Source organism: Aneurinibacillus migulanus, assembly GCF_001274715.1.
Taxonomy (GTDB): domain Bacteria; phylum Bacillota; class Bacilli; order Aneurinibacillales; family Aneurinibacillaceae; genus Aneurinibacillus; species Aneurinibacillus migulanus.
This window is the reverse complement of sequence record NZ_LGUG01000004.1, coordinates 1,686,289-1,705,775: the sequence shown is the minus strand read 5'-3', so window position 1 is coordinate 1,705,775 and position 19,487 is coordinate 1,686,289. Positions and strand designations below refer to the sequence as shown.

General features: G+C 44.8%; 22 protein-coding genes. All 22 read right to left on the bottom strand.

Features of this window, described 5'->3' with window-relative positions; all coding sequences use genetic code 11:
* Positions 1 to 20: 20 nt before the first annotated feature.
* The gene (locus tag AF333_RS10120) at positions 21 to 902 is read right to left on the bottom strand and encodes a MinD/ParA family protein (RefSeq protein WP_043065964.1); all 882 of its coding nucleotides are present in this window, start codon (positions 900 to 902) and stop codon (positions 21 to 23) included.
* Entirely contained in the window at positions 899 to 2,134 is a 1,236-nt protein-coding gene (flhF, locus tag AF333_RS10115) for a flagellar biosynthesis protein FlhF (RefSeq protein WP_043065965.1), read from the bottom strand. Before flhF ends, AF333_RS10120 begins: the two co-directional genes overlap by 4 nt.
* Positions 2,134 to 4,167, bottom strand: a complete 2,034-nt coding sequence (flhA, locus tag AF333_RS10110) for a flagellar biosynthesis protein FlhA (RefSeq protein WP_043065966.1) — start codon at positions 4,165 to 4,167, stop codon at positions 2,134 to 2,136. Before flhA ends, flhF begins: the two co-directional genes overlap by 1 nt.
* Before the next feature lie 26 nt (positions 4,168 to 4,193).
* A complete protein-coding gene (gene flhB / locus AF333_RS10105; protein ID WP_043065967.1) occupies positions 4,194 to 5,282 on the bottom strand; it encodes a flagellar biosynthesis protein FlhB in 1,089 nt (362 codons plus the stop codon).
* On the bottom strand, positions 5,279 to 6,061 hold the full coding sequence (fliR, locus tag AF333_RS10100; protein ID WP_043065968.1) for a flagellar biosynthetic protein FliR: 783 nt from the start codon (positions 6,059 to 6,061) through the stop codon (positions 5,279 to 5,281). Before fliR ends, flhB begins: the two co-directional genes overlap by 4 nt.
* 4 nt (positions 6,062 to 6,065) lie before the next feature.
* A complete protein-coding gene (gene fliQ, locus AF333_RS10095) occupies positions 6,066 to 6,335 on the bottom strand; it encodes a flagellar biosynthesis protein FliQ (RefSeq protein ID WP_043065969.1) in 270 nt (89 codons plus the stop codon).
* A gap of 11 nt (positions 6,336 to 6,346) precedes the next feature.
* Entirely contained in the window at positions 6,347 to 7,102 is a 756-nt protein-coding gene (gene fliP, locus AF333_RS10090; RefSeq protein ID WP_043065970.1) for a flagellar type III secretion system pore protein FliP, read from the bottom strand.
* The gene (locus AF333_RS10085; RefSeq protein ID WP_043065971.1) at positions 7,099 to 7,710 is read right to left on the bottom strand and encodes a FliO/MopB family protein; all 612 of its coding nucleotides are present in this window, start codon (positions 7,708 to 7,710) and stop codon (positions 7,099 to 7,101) included. Before AF333_RS10085 ends, fliP begins: the two co-directional genes overlap by 4 nt.
* Positions 7,711 to 7,769: 59 nt before the next feature.
* Entirely contained in the window at positions 7,770 to 8,132 is a 363-nt protein-coding gene (locus tag AF333_RS10080) for a response regulator (protein ID WP_043065972.1), read from the bottom strand.
* 29 nt (positions 8,133 to 8,161) lie between these two features.
* Positions 8,162 to 9,496, bottom strand: coding sequence for a flagellar motor switch phosphatase FliY (gene fliY, locus AF333_RS10075; RefSeq protein WP_043065973.1), 1,335 nt, complete (start codon positions 9,494 to 9,496; stop codon positions 8,162 to 8,164).
* Positions 9,489 to 10,484 (bottom strand): flagellar motor switch protein FliM, encoded by a 996-nt coding sequence (gene fliM / locus AF333_RS10070; RefSeq protein WP_043065974.1) that lies wholly within the window; start codon positions 10,482 to 10,484, stop codon positions 9,489 to 9,491. Before fliM ends, fliY begins: the two co-directional genes overlap by 8 nt.
* Before the next feature lie 50 nt (positions 10,485 to 10,534).
* Positions 10,535 to 10,996 carry a flagellar basal body-associated FliL family protein gene (locus AF333_RS10065; RefSeq protein ID WP_043065975.1) on the bottom strand — a complete coding sequence of 154 codons (462 nt, stop codon included), beginning with the start codon at positions 10,994 to 10,996 and terminating at the stop codon, positions 10,535 to 10,537.
* Entirely contained in the window at positions 10,989 to 11,228 is a 240-nt protein-coding gene (locus AF333_RS10060) for a flagellar FlbD family protein (protein WP_043065976.1), read from the bottom strand. The genes AF333_RS10065 and AF333_RS10060 overlap by 8 nt, the downstream gene beginning before the upstream one ends.
* Before the next feature lie 467 nt (positions 11,229 to 11,695).
* The gene (gene flgG / locus AF333_RS10050; protein WP_043065978.1) at positions 11,696 to 12,505 is read right to left on the bottom strand and encodes a flagellar basal body rod protein FlgG; all 810 of its coding nucleotides are present in this window, start codon (positions 12,503 to 12,505) and stop codon (positions 11,696 to 11,698) included.
* Between the two features lie 98 nt (positions 12,506 to 12,603).
* Positions 12,604 to 12,987: a TIGR02530 family flagellar biosynthesis protein gene (locus AF333_RS10045; protein ID WP_043065979.1), complete on the bottom strand. Its 384-nt coding sequence runs from the start codon at positions 12,985 to 12,987 to the stop codon at positions 12,604 to 12,606.
* A complete protein-coding gene (locus tag AF333_RS10040; protein ID WP_052812078.1) occupies positions 12,984 to 13,613 on the bottom strand; it encodes a flagellar hook capping FlgD N-terminal domain-containing protein in 630 nt (209 codons plus the stop codon). The genes AF333_RS10045 and AF333_RS10040 overlap by 4 nt, the downstream gene beginning before the upstream one ends.
* Positions 13,614 to 13,640: 27 nt before the next feature.
* The gene (locus tag AF333_RS10035) at positions 13,641 to 14,900 is read right to left on the bottom strand and encodes a flagellar hook-length control protein FliK (RefSeq protein ID WP_043065980.1); all 1,260 of its coding nucleotides are present in this window, start codon (positions 14,898 to 14,900) and stop codon (positions 13,641 to 13,643) included.
* Between the two features lie 66 nt (positions 14,901 to 14,966).
* Positions 14,967 to 15,854 carry a MotE family protein gene (locus tag AF333_RS10030; RefSeq protein WP_043065981.1) on the bottom strand — a complete coding sequence of 296 codons (888 nt, stop codon included), beginning with the start codon at positions 15,852 to 15,854 and terminating at the stop codon, positions 14,967 to 14,969.
* A gap of 10 nt (positions 15,855 to 15,864) precedes the next feature.
* Positions 15,865 to 16,314 carry a flagellar export protein FliJ gene (gene fliJ, locus AF333_RS10025; protein WP_043065982.1) on the bottom strand — a complete coding sequence of 150 codons (450 nt, stop codon included), beginning with the start codon at positions 16,312 to 16,314 and terminating at the stop codon, positions 15,865 to 15,867.
* 13 nt (positions 16,315 to 16,327) lie between these two features.
* Positions 16,328 to 17,641, bottom strand: coding sequence for a flagellar protein export ATPase FliI (fliI, locus tag AF333_RS10020; RefSeq protein ID WP_043065983.1), 1,314 nt, complete (start codon positions 17,639 to 17,641; stop codon positions 16,328 to 16,330).
* Between the two features lie 2 nt (positions 17,642 to 17,643).
* The gene (locus AF333_RS10015; RefSeq protein ID WP_052812079.1) at positions 17,644 to 18,471 is read right to left on the bottom strand and encodes a FliH/SctL family protein; all 828 of its coding nucleotides are present in this window, start codon (positions 18,469 to 18,471) and stop codon (positions 17,644 to 17,646) included.
* Positions 18,464 to 19,477: a flagellar motor switch protein FliG gene (fliG, locus tag AF333_RS10010; protein WP_043065985.1), complete on the bottom strand. Its 1,014-nt coding sequence runs from the start codon at positions 19,475 to 19,477 to the stop codon at positions 18,464 to 18,466. Before fliG ends, AF333_RS10015 begins: the two co-directional genes overlap by 8 nt.
* Positions 19,478 to 19,487: the final 10 nt, after the last annotated feature.

Sequence of the window (19,487 nt, the reverse complement as noted above, 5' to 3'; positions counted from 1 at the left end):
TAGCTCTTCCCCTTCCCACTTCATTTCCAAAACGTACGTAAACGTGAAAGAAAGCCTTTAATTCCAACATTGTCTTCCATCTTCCCTTGTAAAAGATATGCGCTGACCAAACTTTTTAAGTCATGTGCCGCTTTGCTCGTAGGATAAGCGAGACAAAAAGGATACTGCTTTTTCACCGCTTTTGACACATGAGCATCGTCATGTACGAAACCAAGCATATTCATGTGCAAATCTAGAAACCTGTGGGCAACAAGCAGCAACTTCTCACCGGTAACTCTCCCTTCTTTTTCATTTGTTACACGATTTACTACTACGTTAATTCGTATGTCAGGCTTTTGGCCGTGTGCCATTTTAACCAATGCATAGGCATCTGTTAACGAAGTAGGCTCAGGGGTCGTGACCAGTATGACTTCATTAGCGGAGAGAAGAAAACGGAGCATGTCTTTAGACATGCCAGCTCCGGTGTCTAAGATAATTGTATCAGCATATCCTTGCAATTGGGCTAGTTGTTCAAAAAAATAATGTACTTTTACCTCATCCAATTCAAAAATCTGTGACAGTCCAGAGCCTCCTGCTATAAATTCTAGGTCATTAGGCCCCTTTTCAATAATATCCCAGATTGAAAGTCTCTTGTCTATGAGATCAACAATATTTTTTTTCGCGGAAACACCCATCAGCACATCAATGTTAGCAAAACCCACATCCAAATCGAACAGCACGACACGCTGTCCTTTCTGTTGTAAACACAGCGCAAAATTCAATGAGAAATTCGATTTGCCTACCCCGCCTTTTCCGCTTGTAACTGCAATGACTTTTGTCCTACCAACATTTTCGTCCGAGCGATTATTCCGTACCGGCAGTTTTCCGAGCTTTTCTCTTAGACGCTGTGCTTGATCGTTCATCCGCGCACCTCTCCTAGAATCAGCTCTGCCACTTTTTCCGGATTAGCCGTTTCAATATCATCAGGCACATTTTGTCCTGTCGTAATGTACGAAAGCGCAAGTTTATATTTAATGACCAAATTAAAAATCGAACCGTACGTTCTTGTCTCGTCCGTTTTTGTAAAAATTACTTTGTCGATTCGGACATCCTTGAAACTTTCTATAATGGCTTCCAAATCTTCCTGCTTTGCAGTAATGCTCAAGACGAGAAAAGTCTCATTCGGCAATGGAGAACGGAGCAATCTATTAATCTCCTCCACATACTCTTTGTTACGGTAGTTTCTCCCGGCAGTATCCATGAAAATCATATCGCACCCTGTAAGTCGCTCCAGGGTAGGCACAAGATCTTCAGCGGAATACACAATTTTCAGTGGAACATTTAAAATATTAGCGTATGTTTTTAACTGCTCTACGGCAGCAATCCGATACGTATCTGATGTTATCATGCCGACTTTCTTCTGCCTTGCCAATGTACTTTCCGCCGCGAGCTTAGCAAGCGTAGTCGTCTTCCCGACACCGGTCGGTCCAATGAAGGTTACGAGCGATATATCCGTTTGCAGCGAACCGTGCTTCTTGGAAGCTTCCTGCAGCATAGTAATCATGACTTTCTTTGCTTTTTGCATTACCTTCTTACTGTCCTGTATCTCTTCCGGAGACAGTTCTTTCAGCATTCTCTCAAATAGAGATGCGAGAACGTCTTCCTCTATTCCTTGGCTTTGCAGACGTTTACGTAACGGAATAAACGCTTCGGGCAATGACGTGTTTTTATCATCTGCCATCATAAGCTTCCACAGCATCCCCCGCATTTCTTCTAGTTCTTTTGAAACGGAGCCGTTCTGCGTCTCTTCTTTTGGTACTCGTTGTGCAGGCTCTGTTTGCAGTGCAACTGTCTGCAAAACATTTGAGAAGGCAACCGTGCTTTCTTCCTCTTTTTTCGGTATAGGTACAGGCTGTACGGAAGAAGAACCAAGTGGAGCTGGAGACATTGGTATGTTTTTTGCTTGTTCCGTTTTTTTGGATTCATTCGGATCAATAGCGGCAATGACTTCGATTTTCTTTTTGCGGAACATGCCTAAAAACCCACCAGTCTTGATGGGCTTTGTATTTAAAATAATGGCGTCCTTCCCTAAATCAGTTCGAATCTGTTGGAGGGCATCCGACATGGAATCAACGATATACTTTTTTACACGCATTAGATGCTCACCACCCCTACGCTTTGAATTTCAATCTCAGGTTCCAATTCGTTATAGGACAGCACAGGAATTTCCGGCATCATTCTTTCAACCAACTGACGCATGTACATACGAATGGCTGGCGAAGTTAAAATAATCGGCTGTTGCCCCATCTGTAGCATACGATTAACCTGTTCAGAAAGCGCGGCAAAAATCCGCTGTGACGTGTCCGGGTCAATGGCCATATAATTACCTTGTTCCGTCTGCTGAATCGAGTCAGAAATTGTTTTTTCAAGACTTGGTCCCGCTGTAATGACTTGGAGCGGCTCACCTGGCGCTACAAACTGCAGCGTAATCTGCCTTGATAGCGACTGACGTACATATTCGGCCAGCAAATCCGTATCTTTCGTGTATGGTCCATAGTCGGCTAACGTTTCCAGGATAGTAGGGAGATTGCGAACCGAAATTTTCTCCCGGAGCAGTTTTTGCAGTACTTTTTGTATATCCCCGACGCTCAATACGTTTGGTACTAATTCTTCTACTAAAGCAGGGGATGTTTCACGAACATTATCAATAAGCGATTTGGTTTCCTGACGGTTGAGTAGCTCATGTGCATACCGTTTGATAATCTCGGTCAAATGGGTCGCTACGACTGAAGGCGGATCGACTACCGTGTATCCTGCCATTTCTGCTCGTTCTTTTACTTCTTCCGTTACCCAAAGAGCCGGAAGGCCAAAGGCAGGTTCTACTGTATCAATACCAACAACAGATTCATCATCTATCCCCGGGCTCATCGCCAAATAGTGATCGAGCATAATCTCGCCTTGTGCTACCTGGTTGCCTTTTATCTTAATTACATACTCATTTGGGCGTAGTTGGATGTTATCGCGAATCCGAATAACCGGTACAACAATACCAAGCTCGATTGCACACTGACGGCGAATCATAATAACCCGATCAAGAAGATCGCCCCCCTGATTTGCGTCCGCTAGCGGAATAAGCCCGTAGCCGAATTCAAACTCGATGGGGTCAATATGCAACAGGCTGACTACACTTTCCGGGCTGCGAACTTCTTCCATCTCTGCTTCTTCAGGTGAGGTTTCAAGTTCAACTTCTTTTGTTCTCATCGTTTGCTGTAATTTAAAACCGCCAAAAGCAAGCACCCCGGCAACCGGAAAAGTAGAAAGAGGGCCTATTGGCGTAAAGATTCCCATCAAAGCAACAGTGCCCGCTACAACATAGAAAAGACGAGGGTATGCCGCCATTTGTTTAACAAGGTCATCACCGATATTATCTTCCGAAGCGGAACGGGTGACGATAAGTCCCGTTGCCGTAGACAATAGAAGCGCCGGTACCTGGCTTACGAGCCCGTCACCGACGGATAGTAACGTAAATGTTTTGGCCGCTTCCGCGAAACCCATTCCATGAACAACCATCCCGATAATGAGACCGCCAATAATATTAATAATAAAAATAACAATGCCCGCAATAGCGTCCCCTTTTACAAACTTGGTTGCACCATCCATAGCGCCAAAGAACTCAGATTCCTGACTGATTTTCTTCCGGCGTTGCTGTGCTTCCGCGTCAGAAATTGCTCCAGCGTTCAAATCGGCATCAATTGCCATCTGTTTTCCTGGCATGGCATCAAGCGCAAACCTTGCAGCTACCTCGGCCACACGTTCCGAACCTTTCGTGATAACCAAAAAGTTAATTAATGTCAAAATCAAGAAAACGACAAAGCCGACAATCGCATTGCCGCCAATTACAAACGAACCGAATGACTCGATAACTTTTCCCGCTTCTCCATGCGACAGAATGTTCCTCGTTGACGATACGTTCAATGCCAGGCGAAACAGCGTCGTAATCAAAAGTAACGACGGAAAAATCGAGAACTGCGAAGGATCATTTGTATTCATCGCTACCAGCAAAATCGTAAGCGACAGCGAAATATTAATAATCAAAAGAACGTCAAGAAGGGGATTAGGCATGGGAATAACGAGCATAATGACAATACAAATTACAAATCCCATAATAACCAGATCTTTACGATTCATTTGTTTCCCCCCTTCATACTCATCGATTAAATTTTTCCTTTTAATTTATACACATACGCTAGCACTTCAGCTACCGCCTGAAACAAATCCTCTGGAATTTGCTGGTCAATTTCTACTTGTGCAAACAGCATACGTGCCAGCGGTTTATTCTCTACCGTAATAATTTCATTTTCCCGGGCAATTTCCTTAATCTTTAATGCAATAAAATCCTGTCCTTTAGCAATAACCATAGGCGCTTGCATTGTTTCACCATCATATTTAACGGCAACCGCAAAGTGCGTCGGGTTCGTAATGACCACATCCGCATTCGGTACTTCCTGCATCATGCGATGCATCGCCATCTCACGCTGCTTCTGCTTGATTTTCCCTTTAATTTGCGGATCGCCTTCCATCATCTTGTACTCATCCTTAATATCCTGCTTGGACATACGAAGCTGCTTCTCATGCTGGAAACGCTGATACATGTAATCAAAAATAGCAATAATAACAAGCAGGATGGCGACGGTAAAGCCCATTTGCAGTGTCAATTTCCCTACAACGGCCAGCATATCTCCAATGGACTTCGTTGCTAGCGTCAGCAAATCATCTTTTCCGTTCCATAATATCAGCCATACCGCTGCTCCAATAAATGCTACCTTAAGGACCGATTTAACAAGATTAACAAGCGCCTGCAAGGAAAAAATTTTTTTCGCGCCTTTAATTGGGTCAAGTTTATCAAGTTTGAATGCGAGAGGCTTCGTAGTAAATAGAAGACCAAATTGAATATAATTGGCAAAAAAGCCAATAACGACAGCAATCAAGAAAATAGGCCATATAAGCATAGCCGCTTGATATGCCATCTCTATCATTAGTGTTTCCGTCGTTTCTTCTGTCAGCTCCATTAGCAAGTGACTATTAAAAAACGATTGAAAAAACTGATAGAGACGCTCACCCATACTTTTGCCCATAAAAAGTAAAAACAAAAAGATAACCAAAAGGATAAGTGCCGCGGCCACTTCCTGGCTTTTTGCCACTTGTCCATCTTCTCTTGCCTTCTGTCTTTTTCGTGGTGTTGCTTTTTCTGTCTTTTCTCCAGAAAAAAATTGTAAATCCACGTGAAAGCGCACACGACTCATGGCACTGCCCCCATTATTTCTATCATGTGCTCCATTGAAGTGAACAGCACTCCGAGCAGACGACTCATAACAAAAAAATAACCTGGAAATACAATCATAAGAATAAGAAAGCCTGCAAGAATCTTGGCTGGCATGCCAACCACAAAAATATTCATCTGCGGCACGGTTTTGGCTACGATTCCAAGAGCGATATCTATCACGAATAACGAACTGACCAGCGGAGCTGCGAGTAGCATTCCGGACATAAACATATAGGAAAACTTCTCTATAATAAAAGAACTCAATTGCCCGTTCCCAATCCCGTTCAACCAGCGGTCAAGCGGTACAACCTGATAGCTTGCCAGTATGCCTTTAATTAATAAATGATGGCCGTTCGCCGATAGAATGAACAGCATGGTAAGCATATATTTGAAGTTTCCCATTAGCGGGGTCTGTGCGCCTGTAATCGGATCAAACACGGCTGCCATTGCCAAACCAAGCATCATATCGATAAATGAGCCGGCGACCTGAATTGCCGCCAGAAATAAAGTGGCAAGAAAGCCGAGTAACAATCCGATAAGCACTTCCTTTATCGCTAAATATACATAATCTAAGTCAAGCGTGACCACACTATCCGCCTTCAACAAAGGAAAAGCGATAAAAGCGATGAAAAAAGATAAACCAATCTTAAACGGTGCCGGAATGTTTCGTACCGAAAAAATAGGCGCAGACACAAAAAAAGCCGTGATTCGAATAAATACAAGCAAGAAAGCCGGTAACATTTCTAATAGCTGTGTCATGCGATTATCCTATAAATTTATAAAGATTGCTTAAAATATTAGAGGTAAACTCTTGCAAATGGCTAAGCATCCAGGGACCAAAAATAACGAGTGCTAACAGTGTCGCAACGATTTTTGGTACGAATGCAAGCGTCGCTTCCTGAATGGATGTTGTAGCCTGAAAAATACTCACAATCAACCCGGCAATCAATGCAATACCAACCAATGGCGCGCTCGTTAACAGCACGACGAATACAGCTTGCTGTGCAAGCGAAATGATAAATTCCTGCGACACCCCTTCTCACCTCATTGAAAGCTTAGTAACAACGACTTAACGACAAGATACCAGCCGTCTACCAGAATGAATAGCAAAATTTTAAACGGAAGGGAAATCATAACAGGCGGTAGCATCATCATCCCCATCGCCATCAGTACGCTTGCCACTACCATATCGATAACGAGAAATGGAATAAAAATCATGAACCCGATTTGCAGCGCGGTTTTTAATTCGCTAATCGCATAAGCTGGCACGAGAGCAGTAAGCGGAATATCTTTTACCGTTTTCGGCTTCGGCGCCTTTGTATATTCAAGAAACAGGTTCAAGTCTTTTCCTCTCGTGTGCTTAACCATAAAGTTTTTAAATGGCAGAACGGCTTTCTCCACGGCCTGCTCCTGCGTAATCTGTTTTTTAAAGTACGGCTGCAACGCTTGATTGTTTACCTCTGAAAACGTTGGAGCCATAATAAAGAAAGTTAAAAATAAAGCCAATCCTATCAGCACTTGAGTAGGTGGAGCCTGCTGCGTGGATAAGGCTGTCCGTGTAAAAGAAAGCACGATGACGATGCGCGTAAAACACGTCATCATGATTAGAATGGAAGGCGCCAGCGACAACACAGTAAACAAGAGCAGAATCTGCAGTGTAAGCGAAACATCCTCCGGTTTGTTCGATGTGCCTATATTAATATCCAGGCCTGGTATCGGCACCTGCGCAGCGAAACTTTGTCCAGGCAGAAGCATCCATGAGCACAAGAGCAGACTCAGTAGTATATAAAACCGTTTCATTTCTCGTCTTCCTTCTCTCCGTCCGTAAACAGTTCTTTCTCCATACTTTGCCGGCGTTTGCGTGCTTCTTCCATTTTCATTTGAAAAGCGGCAGTTACGTCTGCTTCCTTATCCGCTTTCTCCTTTTTCAGGAAGCGGTTTACCCACTCTCCAAACGATGGCGTAGCCATTCCAAAAGATTCGGATTTTGATTCCAGCGTATCAAGTAATTCACTGACTTCTTCCGAAGAATCAATACAGCGTAGCAATGTGATATTCTCCCCGACTCCGACAATATAGAGTGCAGAGCCAATTTGAACAATTTGCAGCGATTTTTGCGGGCCTAACGAACAGCCACCCAATGTACGAATACCCGTTCTGCCAAAAAAGGTTTGTGAACGTCTGCCTACAAAACGCAACAGAAAATAAATAATCGCTACAATCAAAGCAAGAGCAAATACCGTCTGCAGCAGCAGCGGCAACATGGACGGCGTTTGCGACGCTAACTCGACTTCCTTAGATGAAGGCTCACTTGGAATCGACACACTGGCCATCGCCAATTTAGCATGCTGGCTCACTAACAAAAACGAAGCAAAAACGCCAATCGTTCGGATATTTCCGTTTCTCATTGCAAAAACCCTTTCTCTTGAACTGCTTCCTGTCCGATAGCGTTCTTCGCGCTTCCCTCTTATGCGAGCGTCTTATTAATGGCTTCGATAACACGGTCTGCCTGGAACGGTTTCACAATAAAATCTTTTGCACCTGCCTGAATGGCGTCAATGACCATAGCCTGCTGTCCCATTGCCGAACACATAATGACTTTGGCAGACGGATTTATCTTTTTGATTTCTTTTAAGGCAGTGATTCCATCCATCTCAGGCATCGTAATATCCATCGTTACCAAATCCGGGTTAAGCTCCTGGTATTTTTCGATAGCCTGTGCCCCGTCACTCGCTTCCCCCACCACATCATAGCCATTTTTGGAAAGGATTTCTTTAATCATCATTCTCATGAATGCTGCGTCATCTACGATAAGTACTCTATTGCTCATATGATTTCCCCCTTAATTGATAGCTTTTTTTATTGTAGTTTTTGAATACGATCCCATTGGCTAAGAATGTCAGTAACACGAACACCGAAATTCTCATCAATAACGACAACTTCACCTTTGGCAATCAGCTTATTGTTCACAAGAATATCAACTGGCTCTCCGGCTAGTTTATCTAACTCAAGAATGGAACCAGGCGACAAATCAAGAATATCCTTGATTTGTTTTTTCGTACGACCTAATTCTACAGTTACCTTGAGTGGAATGTCCAAAAGCATTCCTAAGTTTTGCGGATTTCCTTGTGGCACAGAGTTTGCATCAAATGACGAGAATTGAACCGGCTGTACGTTGGTCGGCGGCTGATGTTCATTATAGGCCGGCTGCTGCTGTGCCTGATATGGTTGCTGATACATTGGCTGCTGCGGATACGGCGGCACTCCCGGATATCCCGGTGGCTGTTGGTACATCGGCTGCTGTGGATACGGCGGCATACCTCCCGGATATCCTGGCGGCTGTTGATACATTGGCTGCTGCGGTGGTGCTTGATGTGGTTGTGACAGTTCCTCCTGTCCGGACGGCATAGCACCCTTGCCCGAAGCGGCGGTATAGGCAGGCTCAGGCATAGCACTTGTCTGTGAAGTCGCCTCAGGGGCTGTAGGTGGCGCATCTTCTGTCATGCCTCCGAGAAGGTTAGCCACAAGCGAACGTGCAAACGGTACAGGAATAAGCTGCATAATGTTTGAATCAATTAAACTTCCAACCTTCAAACGAAATGATACCTTTACTAAAATATCATCTTGCGGAATATTCTCAACACCCTGTCCCTGCTTCAAGTCCATCATATCGATGCCAGGCGGAGAAATATTTACCAGCTTATTAAAAATGGTAGACATAGATGTAGCTGCCGATCCCATCATCTGGTTCATCGCTTCTTGTACAGCACTCAGATGAATTTCCGATAAGTCTTCTGGCGGCGCGCTGCCGTCTCCGCCCATCATCAAATCTGCAATAATCTGCGCATCTTCCTTTCGGATTACCAGCAGGTTGATGCCTTGAAACCCTTCGGTATATTCCACATGGACCGCTACATACGGATGCGGAAACTGGTCTTGTACTTCTTCACGCCGGATAACGCCCACCTTTGGTGTTGTAATATCTGTCGCTTGTCCAAGCAAGCTGGACAAAGCCGTTGCAGCGCTGCCAAACGTTATATTTCCAATCTCGCCAAGCGCATCCTGCTCCAGCGGAGAAAGATAATCATCGATAATAGGATTACTTTTGCTACCTTCCTCGTCCAAGTCATCCTCTAAGTCATTTTGTCGCAGCAAGGCATCAATCTCTTCCTGCGATAACATCTCCTTACTCATCCTCTTCCACCTCTTCCTCCAATACGTTTTCAATCGATACTGCTGCTCGGCCTCTTGATGTACCTGGACGTGCAAGATATTTCGTTTTCTGCCCGACCCGCACCTTCACCATATCCTCTGTACGCTGCTCCAACTGAATGACATCACCTACGGTTAGATGTAGAAATTCGCCAACAGAAATGGCGGAAGTACCAAGCTCTGCGATAACCGGAAGCTTCGCCGTACGAACCCTCTCCTCGAGAATTTGCATTTCGTGCTCATTGCGTACTTTTTTCTGTGTAGATAGCCAATAATGAGCAGACAATTTTACCATCAATGGCTCAAGTACGACATGCGGAAGACATAAATTAATCATTCCCGTCGTTTCGCCGATTTTCGTACTGAAGGAGATAACCGCAACGGTTTCATTCGGGGAAACAATCTGCATAAACTGCGGATTTACTTCCAGGAGATCCAGTTCCGGCTCAATTTCGATAACGGTCTTCCAGGCTTCTGCAAAATTGTATAATGCCCTGCTAAAAATTCGTTCCATGATGGTCGTCTCGATCTCTGTAAGAGCACCGACTTTATTCGGGGCCACTCCCTGGCCGCCCAGCAGACGTTCGAGCATCGCATATGCAATGTTCGGATTGATTTCCATTACCATTCTGCCTTCCAGCGGTTCAGCTTCAAAAATATTGAGAATGGTCATTTTCGGAATGGAACGGATAAATTCTTCGTAAGGAAGCTGGTCAACAGATGCAACACTTATTTGGACAAATGTACGCAACTGAGCCGAAAAGTACGTTGTCAGCAATCTGGCGTAATTCTCATGGATGCGGGTTAACGTACGAATTTGGTCTTTGGAGAAGCGAAGTGCACGCTTGAAATCATATGACTTTACTTTTCTCTCCATCTCTTCTTTCTTCAGTTCTTCCGCGTTCATTTCACCGGAGGAAATCGCGTCCAGCAAGGCATCTATTTCAGCCTGTGATAATACCTCTGTCATAAGTGTCACCCCCTTATCCTGGACTTTACAATAAATGTATATGCTATATTTTATATGTCGACGATTTTATGTGTTGTAATGACATCGACTATTTTTCCTTTTTCGAGCAATTTATTTAGCTCCGTTTTTATTGCAGATTCTACTCTCTCCATACCTTTTGGTCCCTGAACTTCTTCCGGCTTCATAGCGGAGAGGGTTTTAATAACGGTATGTACGACTTGCGGCTTGCGCAACTCGAGCTCCTTTTTTACCTTCTCATTCTCTGCCTGGACGGCGAATTTAGCCAAAATCAAATCTCCAGTCAGCAAATTCGTACGAATCTCTTCTGTTTCCAGTGTGACTTTTTCGAGTTCCTCGGCGCTTATCTTTTTTTCCACCTGCTGGCCGTTAACGGCAGCAGGATCGGCAGGCTGCTTTAAATATGACTGCCATATAATGAACATAACAACGCCGATTAAGGTAATAGCCATGAGAATAATAAGTGCGATATTTATCAATCGATTTTTAAACATCTTCCACCCCTCCGTTTTTTATCTCTCTATCTTGCATCGCGGAAATTTTTACCGCGTTGATTTCTTTGTAAAATTGTTTGAGGGCGGAAAGCACTTCAGGAATTGATTCCTTAATGACAAATTTCTTTCCGTTGACAAGCGTGATCATGGTGTCGGGAGTGGCTTCAAGACTCTCGATAAGCAGGGCGTTCACCACGTATTCTTTTCCATTTAAACGAGTCAGGCGAACCATCGATATCCCCCCATTTAAGAAAAACTTGCGGGCATTGCCGCTCGTCCTTTTTCTACAACGAAGCCAAACGGCCGCTTTGTGTCCCTTGAGGCGGACCGACAAAACATCTGGGTATCCCAAGTGAAGGAGACAGTTGTCAGTCTTTTTCGCCCGTCGTGCCACGCGCTCCACAGGAAAAAGCAGCGTTTGGCACATGCCTCGCGAGTTTTTCAAGTTATACGTTCGGAAGAAAGCAGATGTCGCTTTCCTGCTTTACAGCGACATATACTTTCTTATCCCATAAAATAGGGGAGGAGCAATTCCTCCCCTTCTATACCTTGTTTACTATATTAATATGCTTTTGTGGCAGGAGGCAGGAAAAGAAAGAGAAAATCAGAATTTGGAAAAAACACATCCATCCACTTCTTCTTTTTCCTATGTCCAACCACCTGGCAGATGTCAAGATACCAAGTGTAATTGATATAACTCTAGCGTTTGAGGTTTACTAGTTCTTCAAGGATTGAGTCGGATGTTGTGATAATACGAGAGTTGGCCTGAAAGCCGCGCTGTGCGACAATCATTTCAGTGAATTCTTCAGACAGGTCGACGTTGGACATTTCCAGCATGCTGGAACGAAGAATACCATATGCCCCTGATTTTGGCGCTCCAACGGTCGGGGTCCCGGCAGCTGGCGAGTTATACTTATACGTATTCATTCCTGCTTTCTCCAGTCCATCTGGATTTGCTACCATTGCTAAACCAATAACAGGACCATCTTTTACTACCTTCCCATCCTTTTGCGTATAAGTAATTTTTCCATCTACTCCGATTGAGTACTCTTTAACATCAGCAGGTATACTGATTGGGCTGCTGTTACTATTAAGCACGAGCATACCATTAGCAGTGACCAAATTTCCTACATCATCAAAATGGAAGTTACCGTCACGAGTTAAAAATGTTTCTCCTGAGGCATCCTTTACGATAAAATAGCCATTTCCTTCAATTCCCACATCAGACTGCTTGATCGTCGTCTGTAGGTTTCCTCCTTTATGAATCGTATCAATGGTTGCAATGGTCGAGCCAAGCCCAACCTGCTTAGGATTTGTTCCACCCGTGCCATTTACACCGGTTGTACCAGCACTTCCCCCTGCCATTGACTGGCTTAGAATATCCTGAAACATTACCCGGCTTTTCTTGAAGCCAGTCGTATTTACATTAGCAATATTGTTACCGATTACGTCTAATTTTGTTTGAAAGCCGCGCATACCACCAATACCTGAATACATGGAACGTAACATTTCATTTTCCTCCTTATTTTGCGTACCGCGTCAATCAGTCAGCGGCACAGAGCCTCCTCGGTAAGGTCCGGCTCTTTCTATTATTATTTGAATTGCTATTATACAATGATTGCACTATCAATATTTGTAAACACATTCTCCTGCATCGACGGTCCATCCACCGCCGTAATGACTTTCCTATTCGGCACGCTAACGATATATGCAACATCATTCATCAGTACAAGCGATTCCTTTGCCCCTTTGGCCTGCGCCTTCTCTACGGCACCAGTCAACTTGGCAATGTCTTCGTTGCTTAATGAAATTCCGCGCTTCTCCAACCGTTGCAGGGCATGATTAGAAAAATCAATAGAAGTCTTTGTTTCCTCCAGCTTCTGCTGAAATACTGTATTAAATGAAGTGGCTGCCTGATTTTCTTTCTTTTTCGGTGCTGCCGGTGTTAATGTTTGTGGATAAAAGATATGTCCGGCTTTAATATGGTTCATGCTCCGCCACCTTCATTCGTTGACTCGGTGCTTTCTTCCTTGGAATCATCTACAGGCGGCGTTTTTTCTCCGTCCCCTTCAGGCTGCTTCCCGTCCTCTGTTTGTCCAGGTTTTTCATCCGGCTTCTCAATTGGCGGTGCAGATGGGTCCGTTATGCTTTCTACTAAATTCATATCCATCTTCGTACCGTCCTGCATAACCAATTGTACTTTGCCATTTTTAAAGCTGACAGCCGCTACAATCCCTTCCTTCGGTACTTCTTTCCAGGTTTTCTCGCCAGCCTCATTCGTCTCTTCTACACGTTCGGTCCATGTTATTTTCTTACCGATCATGGTTGATAATCCACCAACGTATTGAGTTTCTACAAAAGAAGAAACAAATACAGAAAACATATCGTTCAAATTCGTCATCTGCTCCAGCGTACTGAACTGGGTCAACTGCGCGATAAGCTCCCTATCCTGCAACGGTTGCGTTGGGTCCTGGTTCTGCATTTGCGTGACCAGCAAGCGAAGGAAAGCTTCTTTCCCCATCGTTGTGTTATCCATAAACGATTTTGTATTTGATTTGGCGTTTGCCTGATTGGGTGAAACAGCGCTTTTATACTGATTGATATCGCTGACAGACATGCTCTTATTCCTCCTTTCTTCGATGTATTAGCTCACTGTCTCATCAGGTTCAGGTATGTCTTCACCTAACAGTTCTGCCAAGTTAAACTCAGCTTCTTCGGCAGATTGTTCTTCCTCACCTTTTTGCTGCTGCTGTGAATTGCCCTTTCCCTGCTGAAGCAAATCAGCGCTTGATTGCTCACTTGTTGTGGTAGTAATGTATGAAACCTCGATTTTCTCTACATTCAAACCCTGTTGTATTAATGCGTGCCGTAATTGATGCAATTGCTGCTCAATCGCTTCTTTTCCCGCCACCTGACTGGTAACAAAATGTGCGGTAATCGCTCCGTTCAAGGCAGTAATCCGCACGTCAACCCGCCCCAGATTCTCTGGAAAGAGACGCAAGGTGGTTTCCATCGCTCCGGTACCACGATTCAGCTGAACCTGCTTTACAATGTATGTTTCCATCTCATTTGCGAAGAAACGAGCTGGAACGAGCGACACATTTGCATTGCGTGCTGTTGCAGTCCCCTCAAGCTTTACATTCGGAACATTTTCCTGTAGCTGATGATGCATCGCCTTCGTTACCGTTCCCTCTTCCGGTACAGAAGCATCAGATATAGGAGTTACTGCTCCCTCTGTCTGCACTGTTTCCTTTACAGATAAAGCATTAGACTGAGTTATTGCCCCATTAATAGGAGTAGCATTTGCATTCTTGACAGTCGTATCCTGTGCAAGCTGGCTCACGTTCTCTACTTGCGAAAGTACTGTCTGTAACCTGCTTGTAAAATCACGTGGCAACGAATCAGCATTCTTTCCTTTTAGCAGATTTAATATATCCTTTACTTTTTGCTCCATGTTAAGAATAGAAAACGGCTCTTCTTCTGTATTAGAAATTCCCTGCTGCTGGATAGGAGAGAATACGTTCTGTAGCCACTCGCCTGTCCCTTTACCTTGCTCACCCTGTTTTCCTAGGTTCATCTGTTGCAGTAACTGATAGATTTGCTGCAAAGCTGCATACAGCTCTTCAGGAATCTCGCCATCTTTTAACACATCCTGATTCTCTTCTACCTGCTTCACTATATCTGTTACGGTGTTCAACAGATTTTCCAGCATCTGCAATAGAGAGTCAGCCTCTGTTTTTTCAGCAGATGCTAGAGCATCTGGCGCTTCCTTGGGGCCTTCATTTAATGCCGTTTGCATTTCCCTAGCAAATGAAGTAGCAGAGGCAACAGAATTGCTTGTACCTGTAGGGCGGGAAGGTGCTTTCGTAATAGGAAGACTTCCATTCACTTGTACCGTTGTCAATTTTTTCACCTCCTTTCAAAGCTAAATATAAGAAAATGATATGAAAAATACAATGGCTTTTCGTAGTTAATTCGTTAACAACTTTTGACTAATTTTTGCCGCAAGTGCTGCACGGCTCTTATTTTCCGCTAGCTTCGATAAAATTTGTCCACGCTGTCCGGCTTCCATCTGTGATAGGACAAGAACAGCCTTTCTTTCATCCGATGTAAATAGTCTTTCTATCAAATTAGCTGCGTTTGTCGGCTGCATACTTGAAATCGAAGCAGCCAATTCCCGTATGGACGCATTGTATTTCAATTCAAGAAGGCGTTGCTGCAGTACGCCAGGATCGTTCGAATCAGCCTGGGAGGTTTCTTTCAAAAGCAACGTTAAATCTGCCGCTGTTTTTGGATCCATTTTTGCCATAATAGCGGAACGCTCCTCTGGCTTCATGACAAGCAGAAGCTGACCCGCCTCTTCGGGAGACATCTTCTCCATAATAGGGGCCGCTTTCCCGGCAGACATCGTTGTATATACTTTAGCCAGATTTTTAATCTGTTTCTGCTTTTCTTCGTTCATCTGCTCCTGTGATACTTTGGCATCTCCCTGCTGGATTTGCGTCTGCTGCTGCAATCGCTTCGCCTTTTGTTCTTCAAGCTCTGCCTTCTTTTTCAGCTCATTAACTTCCCGTTCCTTTACCGCCAATTGTGTTTTTAAATCAGCAACCGTCACGTCTTTTTTGTCCGTCTTCACTTCTTCTTTCTCGGATGGCGGACGGTCTATCGCGGCATCGGGAATTAATTTTTCAATAACGGGAATCTGATTCAATTCTTTGGCCAGCACCCCTACCACGTTGTACCCAAACATTTGAGCAATGATAGCTGAAAGTACAAGAGTAAATAATAGCGGAATAAAAATGATATAAAAAAACCATTCCAGTCTACTATATGAACGCTCTTCTGCTATTTCTTCCATGAAAACACCCCTAGTGCGGCTTCACTCTTTGCCTGTAATACCGAGCCACCGCTATCTCATCCAATTCTTTCTGCTCTCTCTGCAGCATTCTTTCTTTATATTTTTCAAAAGAGTGCTCTTTGAGCTTCTCCCATATTTTCTGGTCCATCGCCCGCTCCGATAGGATGCCTTGCTTGGTCTCTACGTCTTTTTCAGCCTGTACTTTTGTCTCATTAGCTTGTACAATCATACGCTGCAGATGCCCAACGTACTCATAGTTCGTTTTCAATTCTGCAAGAGAAATCGTTTCTTCTTTCCGAACCATACGTTCCTCTACCTGCTGTTTATTCTTTACGAGGTCAGAGAGGCGCTTTTGTTCACGGTGCAACGCCTGCATCGACTTGCTGTAGCTAATCTCTGCCTGTTCCTTTTCTTTCTCCTTCATATCCAGGATTTTTTGAAAGGAATAAATAAACGACACGGTGATCACCCGCCTAATTTGGAGTAAAGGTTGCTGTTAACGTTTCAATCGATTCTTCAAGATTCGATCGTTCATCCACGCTTTGGCCTGTATACTGCATAATTGTATCCTTATATCGAATAGCCTGATCAATATCACGGTTTGCTCCACTCTTATATGCACCGATATTAATCAAGTCTTCGGCATCACGATAAACTGCCATCAATCGCTTTAATTCATTGGCTGCCGCATAGTGCTGTGGCGTAACGATTTCTTTCATTACCCGACTGACGCTTGCCAAAATGTCAATGGCAGGATACTGCCCTGTATGGGCGATTTTTCGGCTAAGAACAATATGCCCATCGAGAATACCGCGCACAGAATCAGCAATCGGATCGTTCATATCGTCTCCTTCTACTAGCACGGTATAAAAAGCGGTAATCGATCCAGACGCTGACGTCCCCGCCCTCTCAAGCAGTCGCGGAAGTAACGCGAATACCGACGGTGTATATCCACGAGTAGCAGGCGGCTCGCCAATAGCTAGTCCTACTTCCCGCTGCGCCATTGCAAAACGCGTGACAGAGTCCATCATCATCATGACATTCAGTCCCTGATCGCGGAAATACTCGGCAATAGCTGTCGTTAGCAATGCTCCTTTTATTCGGATAAGCGCCGGTTGATCGGACGTCGCAACGACTACAACCGAACGTTTCAGCCCTTCTTCGCCAAGGTCGCGCTCGATAAAATCAGCCACTTCCCTGCCACGTTCTCCGATAAGACCGATTACGTTCACATCAGCCTCTGTATTGCGGGCAATCATACTGAGCAGGGTACTCTTTCCGACACCGCTTCCTGCAAAAATGCCGATGCGCTGTCCTTTACCCACCGTAAGCAATCCGTCAATGGCGCGTACACCTACAGAAAGAGGTTCGCGAATCCTTGGGCGGGAGAGCGGGTTAGGTGGCTGGCTGTCAACCGGATACTCTACCATAGCATTCGATAGAAGACTCCCGTTCATTAACCTACCGCTACCGTCCAATACCTGACCCAGCAATTCCATACCTACTCGCACAGTTAACGGCTTGCCCGTCGCAACTACATCACAGCCAGGGCCAATGGCTCCCAGCTCCCCGAGAGGCATGAGCAGCACTTTATTGTCTTTGAAGCCTACTACTTCGGCAGGAACCGGGACTGAAGATGCTACCGGATAAATATGGCATACTTCTCCAATTTTCACGTTCGGCCCCATGGCCTCTACCGTTAATCCGATGACTTGCGAAACCTTCCCGTTAACCCGAAACGGATCTACCTGTTGCAAAGCGGAAATATACTTTTCAAACTGCAGCATGATTACGATTCACCTTCATCAGCCAGAACAGCCTGCAACGCTTTTTTGATTTCTTCAAGCTGAACATCCACCCTTGCATCCACACTTCCCATCGTCGTACGGATAACCGTTCCGCCATCTGTAACAGAATCATCCGGAATGATCGTTATTTCCACCTGACTGTCTAAAACTTCAAGCAGCTTGGCCCGGTTCTCCTGTACATACGTATACGTATCAGGACTTACAGCTACCGTAACTGACTTGTATTCCTGTGTACGTGACAATGCCCTGCGAATTAACGCAATTACATTCTCTTTATCGAGCGTTAGCTGTTCTCCGATAACCTTTCGAGCAATCTCAATGGTTAAGTCAAGAACGAATGATTCAGCCTCTGCAATCATTCGCCGCTTTATACTTGGCGCCTCTTCCAAAATTGCAGCAGATTGTTCAAGAGCTTGCGCATACTCTTCATATACGAGACGACGCCCCTCTTCTCTGCCGTGTTCTATTCCCTGCTCATAGCCTTCCTGCTTGGCGAAGTGACGTGCTTCCTCATCCTCTACCCGCTTTTGATTCCACCAAGCATCAATCTCCTGCCTGGCTTCCTGTACAATAACCTCTGCCTGACGCCTGGCTTCCGCGACGATTCGTGCCGCTTCTTCCTCCGCATTTTTTATTAGTTCATCAGCTTTGGATATGGATAAGCTCTCATCAACAGCCTCGTTCAGTTCCTCTGCACCCATCAGTTCCCCAGGTTCTTCTGTAAACCGGATATATTTTTGGTGCTGAAACTGTATCACTTTCTTATTTTCCATTGTCGAGTAAGTAGCGGATTTAATAATCCTAGACAATGATTTCATCTCCTCCGCCGCGGGCGATAATAATCTCGCCGGCTTCTTCCAGACGGCGAATCGTCGCTACGATACGAGTCTGCGCTTCTTCTACATCACGCAGCCGTACCGGTCCCATATATTCCATCTCTTCTCTGAACGTATCCGCCATCCGCTTGGACATATTGCGGAATACTACGTCGCGTACTTCCTCGTTTGCAACTTTCAGCGCAAGCATAAGATCTGCATTCTCCACATCTCGAATAACGCGTTGAATGGATCTGTCATCAAGCACAACGATATCCTCGAATACGAACATTCTTTTCTTGATTTCTTCGGCAAGCTCCGGGTCCTGAATCTCAAGTGTATCCAAAATAACACGTTCCGTGCTTCGATCAACGTTGTTAAGCATGTTAACTACTGATTCGATGCCACCGGCCTGCGTATAATCCTGTACAACAGTAGAAGATAGCTTCTGCTCCAATACGCTCTCAACCTGGCTGATTACGTCCGGTGACGTACTTTCCATCAATGCGATGCGCCGCGCCACCTCCGCCTGCCTTTCCTGAGGAAGTGCGGATAGAATGGCCGCCGATTGTTCCGGCTCCAAATAGGAAAGAACAAGAGCGATGGTCTGCGGATGCTCATTTTGGATAAAGTTTAAAATTTGGCCCGGATCAGCCTTACGTGCAAAATCAAACGGACGAACTTGCAGGTGAGCAGTTAAACGGTGAATAATATCAAACGCCTTTTGCTGACCAAGCGCTTTCTCCAGAATTTCTTTGGCGTAATTAATCCCGCCTTGAGAAATATACTCCTGCGCTACACAAATCTGGTGGAATTCGGTTAAAACCGACTCTTTATCCTCGCCCCCTACTTTTCGTACATTCGCGATTTCAAGTGTTAGCTGTTCAATTTCTTCTTCACGTAAATGTTTAAAAACTTGAGCGGACACTTCCGGTCCCAGCGAAATTAAAAGAATCGCCGCTTTTTGCCTTCCGCTCAATTCTCTTGACGGACGTGCCATCTACATCCCT